Here is a 12,332-nt window from a genome sequence, read left to right on the forward strand (position 1 = left end):
GTTGCCAACATACGTTGGCCAACACGTGTTGGCATAGACGAGGAGGTGCGGTCATGCTGCCCACGAGCACGGACGTCCTGGTGGTGGGGGCCGGTCCGACCGGGCTGACCGCCGCGCTCGCGCTGGCCCGGCGCGGGGCCGAGGTGACCGTCGTCGACCGGTTGGAGCGGCCGCCGGTCACCTCCCGGGCGGCGGTCGTGCACGCGTACACCCTGGAGGAGCTGGACCGGATCGGCGCCGCCGCTCCGCTCATCGCGCGCGGGCTGCGCTCGCCGGGGTTCACCGTGCGCGACCGCGACCGGGTGCTGCTCACCGTGCCGTTCCGCACCCTGCCGTCGCGGCACGCCTACGCGCTGATGGTCTCCCAGTCGGTCACCGAGGAGGTGCTCACCGGGGAACTCGCCGCGCTCGGGGTGACCGTGCTGCGGCCGTACCAGGTGACCGGGCTGGCGGTCGACGCCGCCGGCGCGACGGTCGCCTTCGCGGGCGGGGCGACCGTGCGGGCGCGCTACCTGGTCGGCGCGGACGGCATGCGCAGCCTCGTACGGGAACAGGCCGGCATCGGCTTCTCCGGGCCGGCCACCGGCGCGGAGTCGTTCGCCCTCGCCGACGTCCGGGTGACCAGCGCGCTGCCCCGCGATCAGGTGGCCCTCTTCCTCGCCCGCTCCGGCCCGCTGGTCTGGGCGCCGCTGCCCGACGGGGTGGTCCGGCTGGTCGCCGCGGTCGACGAGGCGCCCGCCGACCCGGACGCCGGGTACTTCCAGGCGCTGCTCGACGAGCGCGGGCCGGCCCGGCGCCCCGACCGGGTGACCGAGGTGCTCTGGAGTTCCCGGTTCCGGCTGCACCACCGGATCGCCGACACCTTCCGCGCCGGCCCGGTGCTGCTCGCCGGCGACGCCGGGCACGTGCACAGCCCGGCCGGCGGGCAGGGGATGAACCTCGGCATCGTGGACGCGGTCGACCTCGGCAGCACTCTCGCCGACGTGCTCGCGGGTGGCCCCGAGACGCTGCTCGACGGGTACGCGGCCCGGCGCCGGCCGATGGCCGAGGAGGTCGTCGGCTTCGCCGACCGGCTGACCCGGCTGGCCACCCTGCCGCCGTCCCGCCGGCCGGCCCGGAATCTGCTGTTCCGGCTGATCTCCGTGCTGCCACCGGCCCGGCACCGGGTCGCGCTGCGCCTCTCCGGGCTCGACCAGCGCCCACGGGGTGCCCGACCGGCCGCACACCCGTAGCTCCCGCCCTGCCGGCGCGCCCGCCGGCGCTGGCCGCCCTGCCCGCGCCGTGGGCCTGCTGGCGCCGGGCCGCGCGGCCTGCTTCGCAACTCTGGTCGGGACGTGGCACGATTTCCCAGGTGACCAGCAAGGCCGACCCGGAGCAGCACCTGCGCGACCTGGCGCGGCTGCGCCGCGTCCGCGACCGGATCGACCGGGAGTACGCGCAGCCGCTGGACGTCGAGGCGCTCGCCCGCGGGGTGAACATGTCCGCCGGGCACCTCAGCCGCCAGTTCCGGCTCGCCTACGGCGAGTCGCCGTACAGCTACTTGATGACCCGGCGCATCGAGCGGGCGATGGCGCTGCTGCGACGCGGTGACCTCAGCGTCACCGAGGTCTGTTTCGCGGTCGGCTGCGCGTCGCTGGGCACCTTCAGCACCCGGTTCACCGAACTGGTCGGCATGCCGCCCAGCGTCTACCGGCGGCGGGCGGCGCACGGGACCGCTGGCATGCCGGCGTGCGTGGCGAAACAGGTGACCAGACCGGTCAGGAAATGAGAAGCGCCGGCCCGCGAGCCGCAACTAGCGTGACCGGCATGGACATCAAAATTCACGCGAGCTTCCTCCCGCACACCGACCCGGACGCCTCCCTGACCTTCTACCGCGACGTCCTCGGCTTCGAGGTTCGCGGCGACGTCGGGCACGCGGGGATGCGCTGGATCACGGTCGGCCCGGCCGGCCAGCCCGACACGGCCATCGTCCTGCACCCGCCGACCGCGACCCCCGGCCTCACCGACGAGGAGCGGCAGACCATCCTCGAACTGATGGCCAAGGGCAGCTACTTCGGCGTCAACCTGGCCACCACCGACCTCGACGACACCTTCGCCAAGCTGGAATCCACCGGCACCGAGGTGGTCCAGGAGCCGACCGAGCAGCCGTACGGCGTCCGCGACTGCGCGTTCCGCGACCCGGCCGGCAACATGATCCGCATCCAGGAGCTGCGCTGAGCCCGGGCCGGGCTACGCCGGCGAACACCGCGAAGGCGGCCACCCCGCTACGGATGGAGACACGATGAGCAGGGCCACGAGGACGGACAACCGATCGCCGGAGCGGCAGGTCGCCGACAGCCACGACCTGATCCGGGTGCAGGGCGCGCGGGAGAACAACCTCAAGGACGTCAGCATCGAGATCCCGAAGCGCCGGCTGACGGTGTTCACCGGTGTCTCCGGCTCGGGCAAGAGCTCGCTGGTGTTCGGCACGATCGCCGCGGAGTCGCAGCGGATGATCAACGAGACCTACAGCGCGTTCGTGCAGGGCTTCATGCCGTCGCTGTCGCGGCCCGAGGTCGACGTGCTCGACGGCCTGACCACCGCGATCATCGTGGACCAGGAGCGGATGGGTGCGAATCCGCGCTCCACCGTCGGCACCGCCACCGACGCCAACGCGATGCTGCGCATCCTGTTCAGCCGACTCGGCCAGCCGCACATCGGTTCCCCGAACGCGTACTCGTTCAACGTCCCGTCGGTGAAGGCGAGCGGCGCCATCACCGTCGAGCGCGGTGCGGGCAAGACGAAGACCGAGAAGGCGACCTTCCACCGCCTCGGCGGCATGTGTCCGCGCTGCGAGGGCATGGGCTCGGTCAACGACTTCGACCTCTCGGCGCTCTACGACGAGACCAAGTCGCTCAGCGAGGGCGCGATCAAGGTCCCCGGCTACAGCATGGACGGCTGGTACGGCCGGATCTTCAGCGGCAGCGGCTACTTCGACATGGACAAGCCGATCGGCAAGTACGGCAAGAAGGAGCTGCACGACCTGCTCTACCGGGAGCCGACCAAGATCAAGGTCGAGGGCATCAACCTGACCTACGAGGGCATCATCCCCAAGATCCAGAAGTCGATGCTCGCCAAGGACGTCGAGTCGATGCAGCCGCACATCCGCGCCTTCGTGGAGCGGGCGGTGACCTTCACGACCTGTCCGGAGTGCGACGGCACCCGCCTGAGCAAGGAGGCGCGGTCGTCGAAGATCAACGGAAAGAGCATCGCCGACGTCTGCGCGATGCAGATCAGCGACCTGGCCGACTGGATCCGCAAGGTCGACGAGCCCTCGGTGGCCCCGCTGCTCGGCCGGCTCCAGCACCTGCTCGACTCGTTCACCGAGATCGGGCTGGGCTACCTCTCGCTCGACCGGCCGGCCGGCACGCTCTCCGGTGGCGAGGCCCAGCGCACCAAGATGATCCGTCACCTCGGCTCGTCCCTCACCGACGTCACGTACGTCTTCGACGAGCCCACCATCGGTCTGCACCCGCACGACATCCAGCGGATGAACGACCTGCTGCTGCGGCTGCGCGACAAGGGCAACACGGTGCTGGTGGTCGAGCACAAGCCGGAGACCATCGCGATCGCCGACCACGTCGTCGACCTCGGCCCCGGGGCCGGCACGGGCGGCGGCACCATCTGCTTCGAGGGCACGGTGGAGGGACTGCGGGCGAGCGACACCATCACCGGCCGGCACCTCGACGACCGGGCGAGCCTGAAGAAGTCGGTGCGGAAGCCCGCCGGCGCGCTGGAGGTCCGCGGCGCGTCGACGCACAACCTGCGCGACGTCGACGTCGACATCCCGCTCGGTGTGCTCTGCGTGCTCACCGGCGTCGCCGGCTCCGGCAAGAGCTCGCTGATCCACGGCTCGGTCGCCGGCCGCGACGGCGTGCTGGTGGTCGACCAGGGCGCGATCCGCGGGTCGCGCCGCAGCAACCCGGCCACCTACACCGGGCTGCTCGACCCGATCCGCAAGGCGTTCGCGAAGGCCAACGGGGTGAAGCCGGCGCTGTTCAGCGCCAACTCGGAGGGCGCCTGCCCGGCCTGCAACGGCGCCGGGGTCATCTACACCGACCTGGGCGTCATGGCCACCGTCGAGTCCGTCTGCGAGGAGTGCGAGGGGAAGCGGTTCCAGGCGGCGGTGCTGGAGTACACGCTGGGCGGCCGCAACATCGCCGAGGTGCTGGCCATGTCGGTGACCGAGGCCGAGGAGTTCTTCGGCGCCGGCGAGGCGCGTACGCCGGCCGCGCACGCCATCCTCGACCGGCTCGCCGACGTCGGGCTCGGCTACCTCAGCCTCGGCCAGCCGCTCACCACGCTCTCCGGCGGCGAGCGGCAGCGGCTCAAGCTGGCCACCCACATGGCCGAGAAGGGTGGCGTCTACATCCTCGACGAGCCGACCACCGGCCTCCACCTCGCCGACGTCGAGCAACTGCTCGGCCTGCTCGACCGGCTCGTCGACGCCGGCAAGTCGGTGATCGTCATCGAGCACCACCAGGCGGTCATGGCGCACGCCGACTGGATCATCGACCTCGGCCCCGGCGCCGGTCACGACGGTGGCCGGATCGTCTTCGAGGGCACCCCCGCCGACCTCGTCGCGGCCCGCTCCACCCTCACCGGCGAGCACCTGGCGGCCTACGTCGGCGCCTGACCGGCCCCGGCCCGGCCGCGGAGCCGGGCCGTCGGAGCGATCCGGCGGCCCGGCGGCGGTCAGGTTCCGCGCCCGCGTTCTACATCAGTTGGACTGAACCTCCTGGTCCCAGCGGGACCGGCGTTCCAGCGGGACTGGCGTTCCAGCGGGACTGGCGTTCCGCGCTGGTGGTCGGCTGACCCGCGCGGTCGGCCGGACGCCCTAGGCTGCGCGGGTGGAACAGGCGTGGCGTGACTGGGGCGGCGTGGTGCTCGCCGCGCTGGCCGGGCTGCCGCTGCTGGTCCTGGCCACCGCCGAGCTGGCCCGGCGCCGCCGGGACGCGGCGACCGCCGGTGAGTCCTGGCGTCGCAGCGTGGCCGAGGTGGGCGCGCTGGCCGGCACCCTGCCCTGGGTCTGGATGATCCTCACCCCGCGCGACGCGCCCCGCGAGGTCGACCTGGTGCCGCTGCGCGACCTGGCCGACCTGCTCACCGGGCCGGCGGCCACCGCCGTGGTCCAGGTGGTCGGCAACCTGCTGGTCTTCGCCGCACTGGGCTTCTTCGCCCCGGTACGGCTGCCCGCGCTGGCCGGCCTCGGCCGGCTCTTCCTGCTCGGCGCGGCCGGCTCGGTGCTGGTCGAGTCGCTCCAGTACGCGCTCGACCTCGGCCGGGTCTCCTCGGTCGACGACGTGCTGCTCAACGCGACGGGTGCGGCGCTGGCCGGGCTGCTGTCCCGGCGGTGGTGGGCGGGGCGGTGGGCGGCGGCGCCGGGGCGGCCGGTCGCAGCACCCGCCACGCCGCGAGGGTGACCAGCGCGAAGATCACCGCCACCGCCGCCGCCACCGGCACCGTGCCGTACGCCGCCCCGACCAGCCCGGCCAGCGCCGCGCCGACCGGTGCGGTGAGCAGCCCGACCACCCGCTGGCCCGCGCCCACCCGGCCGAGCAGGTCGGCCGGCACGTGGAGCTGCCCGTACGACGCCCAGAGGCTGTTCCACACGGTGCTGCCGGCGGCGAAGACGGCCAGCGTGAGCCCACCGGTCACCGGGTGCCGGGCCAGCGCGAATGCGGTCAGGGCGACGGTCTGCGCGGCGAGCACCACCCGCAGGGCGGCGGTGGTGCCGAGCCAACCGGCCAGCCGGCCCGCGCCCAGCGCACCCGCCACGCCGCCGAGGACGGCCGCCGCGGCGAACCCGCCGTACCCGGCCGGCGGCACCCGCAGCACGTCGAGCGCGTAGAGCACCAGCACCGCCAGCAGCCCGCTGATCGCCAGGTTGCTCGCCGCGGTCAGCACCGTGATCCGCCACATCGTGCGATCCCCACGGAGCCACCGCACCCCGTCCGCCGCCTCCCGCCACACCGACCGCCGCCCCTGGTCCCGCCGCCTCCCTCCCGCGATCTTGCACTTATGGCCCTCGTTCTGCGGCTTTGCGCCCGGTTCGCCAGGGCGGAAGGTGCAAGATCGCGGTGAGGGAGGGGCTGAGAGGGCGAGGACGAGCAGGGCGGCGGCGACGAAGGTGAGGGCGTCCAGGGCGAACGGCAGCGGTGCGGCGACGGCGAAGAGGACGCCGGCGGCGGGGGCGCCGAGGAAGCCGCCGGCCACCGCCGTACCGGCCTGCAACCGGCCGTTCGCCCGGGGCAGGGCGGCCGCCGGCACCACCGCCGGGAGCAGCGCGAACGCGGCGGCGTCGAAGAGCGTGCCGAGCGTGGCGAGCAGGAACGCGACCAGCAGGAGCGTGGCCACCCCGGCCCGGTCGACGGCGACCGCGACGGCGAACCCGCCCACCACGGCGGCGCGCAGCCCGTCCGTCACCGCCATCGTCCGGCGCCGGTCCCAGCGGTCCGCGTACACGCCGCCGAGCAGGCCGAACAGCAGCGGCGGCAACTGGGCGGCGACGGTCACCGCGGCGATCACCCGCGGGTCCCGGGTCAGCGTGGCGGCCAGCAGGGCCAGGGCCGGCGTACGCAGGGCGTCGCCGAACCGGGACGAGACGGCGGCGGACCAGAGCAGGTGGTAGTCGCGGCCGAGCCGGGGTGCGGTCATGCCGGCGACCCTGCGGGCTCGACCGGGTCGAGGGTCAACCCGGGGAGTGACCCAACCGACGGGTAACCGAGCCTCCACGTGGTGCGGCGCGCGGTCTACGCTTGCCCGGTGACGGTGGAGCAGCAGGCACGGGGCACGAACGGAGCCACGGGGTCGGGTCGGCGCCGGTCCCGCAAGGACGAGATCCTGGAGATCGCGGTCGGCCTCTTCGCCGCGCGCGGCTACCACGGCGTCTCGATGGACGACATCGGCGCGGCCGCCGGGGTCACCGGCCCGGCGCTCTACCACCACTTCGCCGGCAAGGAGGCGATGCTGGTCGCCGCGCTGATCCCGGTCAGCGAGGGGCTGCTCGCCGGCGGCCGGGAGCGCTCCGCCGGCCACCCGGACGACCCGCGCGCCGCGCTGGAGTCGTTGATCGACTTCCACGTCGACTTCGCCCTGGCGAATCCGGCGGTGATCGCCCTGCACCTGCACGAGCTGGACCGCCTCCCGGACGAGCCGCGCCGCCGGATCCGCCGGCTCCAGCGGCTCTACGTCGAGGAGTGGGTGACCGTGCTGACCGCGCTGCACCCGGGGATGCCCGACGGCGAGGCGCGGGTGCTGGCCCACGCCGCGTTCGGCCTGATGAACTCCACCCCGTTCCTCGGCGGCGAGGTGGACCGCCGCCGCCGCGCCGAACTCCTCCGCGGCGCCACCCTCGCCGCCCTCCTGGCCCCCACCCCTCCCGCCTGACCCCACCCCGGCCCCGGCCGCCCGGCCCCGGCCGCCCGGCCCCGGCCCTCTGGCCCCCGGGCACGACCCTCGGCCCCGGCCCTGCCCCCGGCCCCTGCTCTGGTGATCAAGGGGTTTGTGTCGGGGAACGGGTGGTGTTCTTCTGACGCAAACCCCTTGATCAACGGGCAAAAGGTCGGGCGGGACGGTGGCGGGAGTCCGGCGGGAGTCGGATGGGTGGGGTGGGGCTCGTGGGTGGTGGGGGCGGCGTGGTTCGCTGTCAGCGTCCCAATCCTTGGACGCTGGGAGGAAGAATGATCGAGTCGCTGCTGGTCGCCAACCGGGGCGAGATCGCCCGTCGGATCATCCGTACCGCCAGGCGGCTCGGCGTCCGCGCGATCGCGGTGCACTCGGAGGCCGACGCCGGCCTGCCGTTCGTGACCGAGGCCGACGAGGCGGTCTGTGTGGGCCCGGCCAACCCGGCCCAGAGCTACCGCAACGTCGAGGCCATCCTCGCCGCCGCCAAGTCGACCGGCGCGCAGGCCATCCACCCCGGCTACGGCTTCCTGTCGGAGAACGCCGACTTCGCCCGTACCGTCGAGGCGAGCGGGCTGATCTGGGTCGGACCCGGCGCGGACGCGATCAGCGCGATGGGCGACAAGATCAACGCCCGGAACCTGATGGCGGCGGCCGGCGTGCCGGTGGCGCCCGGCACCACCGACCCGGCGGCCGACCTGGACGCGGCGGTCGCCGCGGCGGCGGAGATCGGCTACCCGGTGATGGTCAAGGCGGCGGCCGGCGGCGGGGGCATGGGCATGGGCGTGGCGAACGACGAGGCCGCGCTGCGCACCGAGTACGACAAGGTGCGCTCGTTCGCCGAGCGGATGTTCGGCGACGGCTCGGTGCTGATCGAGCGGTACTTCCCCCGGGTGCGCCACGTTGAGGTGCAGATCCTCGGCCTGGCCGGCGGCCGGGTGGTGGCCCTGGGCGAGCGGGAGTGCTCGGTGCAGCGGCGCAACCAGAAGCTGGTCGAGGAGTCGCCGTCGCCGGCGGTCTCGCCGGAGCTGCGCGAGCGCTTCCTGGCGGCGGCCGTGCGGGCCGGTGAGGCGGTCGGCTACCGCAACGCGGGCACGGTGGAGTGCCTGCTCGACCCGGCCACGCAGGAGTTCTTCTTCCTGGAGATGAACACCCGGCTCCAGGTCGAGCACCCGGTCACCGAGCTGGTCTACGGGGTCGACCTGGTCGAGGAGCAGCTGCGGGTCGCCGCCGGGCTGGCCCCGACCTTCGACCCGGACGCGCTCGCACCGCGCGGGCACGCCATCGAGCTGCGGATCAACGCCGAGGACCCGAAGCGCTTCCTGCCCGGCCCGGGTGCGATCAGCACCTGGAACGAGCCGGCCGGCGAGGGCGTGCGGGTCGATTCCGGCTACGTCGCCGGCAACACGGTCACCCCGTTCTACGACAGCCTGATGGCCAAGCTGATCGTCAGCGGCCCCAGCCGGGCCGAGGCGATCGAGCGGGCCCGGGCCGCGGTGGCCCAGTTCGAGGTCGCCGGCCCGAAGTGCAACCTCCCCTTCTTCGCCGAGCTGCTGGAGAACGAGGAGTTCCTCTCCGGCAACTACGACACCGGCATAGTGGGCCGGATGCGCTGACCCCTACCCCCCGTTGATCATGAAGTTGTTGCCGCGACACGCCGGCACGACCCACAACAACTTCATGATCGACCAGGCTGGGGGCGGGTGGGTGCGGGGAGTGGGGTGAGGGTGGGAGGGTGGGGGGGACCAGGACCAGCATTTCGTCACAGTGAGGTGACCCCTTATGACGAGCCTGCCGAACTTCGTGTCGATCCGGGAGGTCGGGCCGCGCGACGGACTGCAGAACGAGGAGCCGATCCCGACCGACGCCAAGGTGCGCCTGCTCGACGCGCTCTCGGGCACCGGCGTGCGGCGGATCGAGGCGGTGTCGTTCGTGCACCCGAAGGCGATCCCGCAGATGGCCGACGCCGATGAGGTGTGGCAGCGGGCCGCCAAGGCCGACGGGGTGCGCTACTCGGCGCTGGTCCCGAACACCCGGGGCGCACAGCGTGCCCTGGCCGCCGGGTTCACCGAGATCGAGGTGGTGGTCTCGGCCAGCGACACGCACAACCGGCGCAACGTGAACCGGTCCACCGAGGAGTCGCTGGACGACATCGCCGAGCTGATCGACCTGCTGCACGGCGCCGGCGCGCAGGCCGAGGTGATCATCGCGACCAGCTTCGGCTGCCCGTACGAGGGGGACACCGACCCGGCCCGGGTGGCCGCCATCGTGGACCGGGTGGTCCGCGACGGCGCGGACCGGGTGGCGTTCGGCGACACCACCGGCATGGGCACTCCGCGCCGGGTCCGCGACCTGCTGACCGCGGTACGCGACCGCAACGCGCACATCCCCGTGCTGCTGCACTTCCACAACACCCGGGGCACCGCGCTGGCCAACCTGCTGACCGCGCTGGAACTGGGGGTGACCGAGTTCGACGCCAGCGTCGGTGGCCTCGGTGGCTGCCCGTACGCGCCGGGGGCCAGCGGCAACCTGGCCACCGAGGAGGCGGTGCACATGCTGCACGACATGGGCATCGACACCGGGATCGACCTGGACGCCCTGGTCGAGGTGGCCGAGCTGGCCGAGGAACTGATCGGCAAGAAGCTGCCGAGCGGCGTCCTGCGCGCCGGTCCCCGTACCCGCCTCACCCCGCTCCCGTCCTGACCCGGGGCCGCCTGGGCGGGTTCCCGGCGGACCGTCACACACCCGCCCCGACCCGTTGGAGGGTCACGAAGGCGGTGATGATGAAGGCGACCCTCGACACCGGCCAGATCCACCATCGCCCGGCGGCCTTCCGCCGATTGAAGCAGAGGACGAGGGAGCCGAGGGTGAGCGCCCAGCAGGCCGCTGCGGACCACCACCACACCCTGGTGTCCGGGATGTGCCGACCGAAGTCGGCGTCCCAGTAGCCGCGGCTGGTGGCCTGCGGGGAGTACCACGCCAGCACGAAGGCGAACCACGGCAGGATCACGACGGCGGCGATCACGAGAACGGCGGAGATCGCCGTTCGCCTCCTGTGGTCCGGGGCGGACGGCCTCGAGTCGGTCATTCCGCATGCTCCCGTCGAGTCGGAGGTGCGGCTCCGGTGTGTGGTCGAAGTATGACGGTCAACCGCGCGGCCGTGGGGGGCGGTGACCGCCCGGCGGGTCGCCGAAGCGGAGGACGATGCGCTAGCCTAACGATCGTTCAGGTTGGTCGGTTCGCCCACGAGGCGACCGGCCCCAGGGGGCGAGGGAGTCGGCGTGACGCTCGACGGTGAGGCACTGGAGCAGCTGCGCAAGCGGGCCCGGGCCGGCGGTGCGGACAAGTACCACGCGGCGAACGCCGCCAAGGGCAAGCTCTTCGCCCGGGAGCGGGTGGCGCTCCTGGTCGACGAGGGCAGCTTCGTCGAGGACGGCCTCTACGCCAACGCGATGGCCGAGGGGCTGCCCGCCGACGGCGTGGTGACCGGCACCGCCACCATCGACGGCCGCCCGGTCTGCCTGATGGCCAACGACTCCACGGTCAAGGCCGGCAGCTGGGGCGCGCGTACCGTCGAGAAGATCATCCGGATCATCGAGCGGGCCTATTCGACCGGCGTGCCGATGGTCTACCTGGTCGACTCGGCCGGCGCCCGGATCACCGACCAGGTCGAGCTCTTCCCCGGCCGGCGCGGCGCCGGCAAGATCTTCTGGAACCAGGTACGCGCCTCCGGCTCGATCCCGCAGGTCTGCGCCCTGTTCGGGCCGAGCGCGGCCGGTGGGGCGTACATCCCGGCGTTCTGCGACGTGGTGGCCATGGTCGACGGCAACGCCAGCATGTACCTCGGCTCCGACCGGATGGTCGAGATGGTCACCGGCGAGAAGACCACGCTGGAGGCGATGGGCGGGGCGAAGGTGCACTGCGCCGAGTCCGGCGTCGGGCACTTCCTCTGCAAGACCGAGGCCGACGCGCTCGACGTGGTGAGGCGCTACCTGTCGTACCTGCCGGCGAACTGGACGCAGGCCCCGCCGGCCGCCGAGGCCGTGCCCGCGCCGGAGAAGGCCGATCTGGCCGCGCTGGTGCCGGCGAGCGAGCGGCAGGCGTTCGACATGCGGCGGTACGTCAAGGGCCTGCTCGACGAGGGTTCCTTCTTCGAGATCCAGGCGCTCTGGGCCAAGGAGCTGACCATCGGCTTCGGCCGGCTGAACGGCGAGGTCGTCGGCGTGGTCGGCAACAACTCGATGTTCAAGGGCGGTGTGCTCTTCGTCGACTCGGCCGACAAGGCGACCCGGTTCGTGCAGCTCTGCGACGCGTTCAACGTGCCGCTGCTCTTCCTGAGCGACGTACCCGGCTTCATGGTCGGCAGCGCGGTGGAGAAGCAGGGCATCATCCGGCACGGCGCCAAGATGATCACCGCGATCTCCGAGGCCACCGTGCCGAAGATCTGCGTGGTGGTCCGCAAGGCGTACGGCGCCGGCCTCTACGCGATGGCCGGCCCCGGCTTCGAGCCGGACGCCACCATCGCGCTGCCCACCGCCAAGATCGCGGTGATGGGCGCCGAGGCGGCGGTGAACGCGGTCTACGCCAACAAGATCGCGGCGATCGAGGACGAGGCCGAGCGGGCCGCCTTCGTCACCGCCAAGCGCGAGGAGTACGAGCGGGACATCGACATCGTCCGGCTCGCCAGCGAGCTGGTGGTGGACGCGATCGTCGAGCCGCACGAACTGCGCGCCGAGCTGGTCCGTCGGTTCGCCGCGGCCCGGCACAAGGAACGGCACTTCTCCCGGCGCCGGCACGGCGTCACCCCGGTCTGACCCCGTCGCCGGCCCAACCGGCCGGCGCGGGCCCACCCGCACCAGCGCCCCGCCCCCCGGCGTCACGAGCGCCCG

11 protein-coding genes are annotated in these 12,332 nt (G+C 73.1%); 9 read left to right on the forward strand and 2 right to left on the reverse strand.

The annotated features are described in order from the left end of the window. Positions 1 to 53 precede the first annotated feature (53 nt). From GA0070609_RS29040 to GA0070609_RS29060, 5 genes are all read left to right on the forward strand, one after another. On the forward strand, positions 54 to 1,232 hold the full coding sequence (locus tag GA0070609_RS29040) for an FAD-dependent oxidoreductase (RefSeq protein WP_088996735.1): 1,179 nt from the start codon (positions 54 to 56) through the stop codon (positions 1,230 to 1,232). A gap of 119 nt (positions 1,233 to 1,351) precedes the next feature. Then, on the forward strand, positions 1,352 to 1,768 hold the full coding sequence (locus tag GA0070609_RS29045) for a helix-turn-helix transcriptional regulator (protein ID WP_088996736.1): 417 nt from the start codon (positions 1,352 to 1,354) through the stop codon (positions 1,766 to 1,768). A 38-nt stretch (positions 1,769 to 1,806) separates the two neighbouring features. Beyond that, positions 1,807 to 2,217: a VOC family protein gene (locus GA0070609_RS29050; RefSeq protein WP_088998029.1), complete on the forward strand. Its 411-nt coding sequence runs from the start codon at positions 1,807 to 1,809 to the stop codon at positions 2,215 to 2,217. Between the two features lie 64 nt (positions 2,218 to 2,281). Further along, a complete protein-coding gene (locus GA0070609_RS29055; protein WP_088996737.1) occupies positions 2,282 to 4,675 on the forward strand; it encodes an ATP-binding cassette domain-containing protein in 2,394 nt (797 codons plus the stop codon). A gap of 214 nt (positions 4,676 to 4,889) precedes the next feature. Continuing rightward, positions 4,890 to 5,462, forward strand: coding sequence for a VanZ family protein (locus GA0070609_RS29060; protein ID WP_088996738.1), 573 nt, complete (start codon positions 4,890 to 4,892; stop codon positions 5,460 to 5,462). Here the strand turns inward: GA0070609_RS29060 and GA0070609_RS29065 are convergent. Further along, entirely contained in the window at positions 5,350 to 6,696 is a 1,347-nt protein-coding gene (locus tag GA0070609_RS29065; protein ID WP_088996739.1) for an MFS transporter, read from the reverse strand. The two genes, GA0070609_RS29060 and GA0070609_RS29065, sit on opposite strands and share 113 nt — an antisense overlap. Before the next feature lie 108 nt (positions 6,697 to 6,804). Between GA0070609_RS29065 and GA0070609_RS29070 the strand changes: the two genes are divergently transcribed. The 3 genes from GA0070609_RS29070 to GA0070609_RS29085 all read left to right on the forward strand — a co-directional run bounded on the left by GA0070609_RS29070 (position 6,805) and on the right by GA0070609_RS29085 (position 10,146). Further along, entirely contained in the window at positions 6,805 to 7,428 is a 624-nt protein-coding gene (locus GA0070609_RS29070; RefSeq protein ID WP_088998030.1) for a TetR/AcrR family transcriptional regulator, read from the forward strand. A gap of 293 nt (positions 7,429 to 7,721) precedes the next feature. Continuing rightward, positions 7,722 to 9,059: an acetyl-CoA carboxylase biotin carboxylase subunit gene (locus tag GA0070609_RS29080; RefSeq protein WP_088996740.1), complete on the forward strand. Its 1,338-nt coding sequence runs from the start codon at positions 7,722 to 7,724 to the stop codon at positions 9,057 to 9,059. Positions 9,060 to 9,225: 166 nt separating this feature from the next. Then, a complete protein-coding gene (locus GA0070609_RS29085) occupies positions 9,226 to 10,146 on the forward strand; it encodes a hydroxymethylglutaryl-CoA lyase (protein WP_088996741.1) in 921 nt (306 codons plus the stop codon). Positions 10,147 to 10,180: 34 nt separating this feature from the next. On the opposite strand, the gene GA0070609_RS29090 is transcribed toward GA0070609_RS29085, so the two are convergent. Then, positions 10,181 to 10,531 carry a hypothetical protein gene (locus GA0070609_RS29090; protein ID WP_157748324.1) on the reverse strand — a complete coding sequence of 117 codons (351 nt, stop codon included), beginning with the start codon at positions 10,529 to 10,531 and terminating at the stop codon, positions 10,181 to 10,183. Positions 10,532 to 10,724: 193 nt separating this feature from the next. Here GA0070609_RS29090 and GA0070609_RS29095 point away from each other — a divergent pair, with 193 nt between their 5' ends. Then, the gene (locus GA0070609_RS29095) at positions 10,725 to 12,257 is read left to right on the forward strand and encodes an acyl-CoA carboxylase subunit beta (protein WP_088996743.1); all 1,533 of its coding nucleotides are present in this window, start codon (positions 10,725 to 10,727) and stop codon (positions 12,255 to 12,257) included. The last annotated feature ends 75 nt before the right edge of the window (positions 12,258 to 12,332 follow it).

Origin of the sequence: Micromonospora echinaurantiaca, assembly GCF_900090235.1 — a bacterium.
Classification (GTDB): domain Bacteria; phylum Actinomycetota; class Actinomycetes; order Mycobacteriales; family Micromonosporaceae; genus Micromonospora; species Micromonospora echinaurantiaca.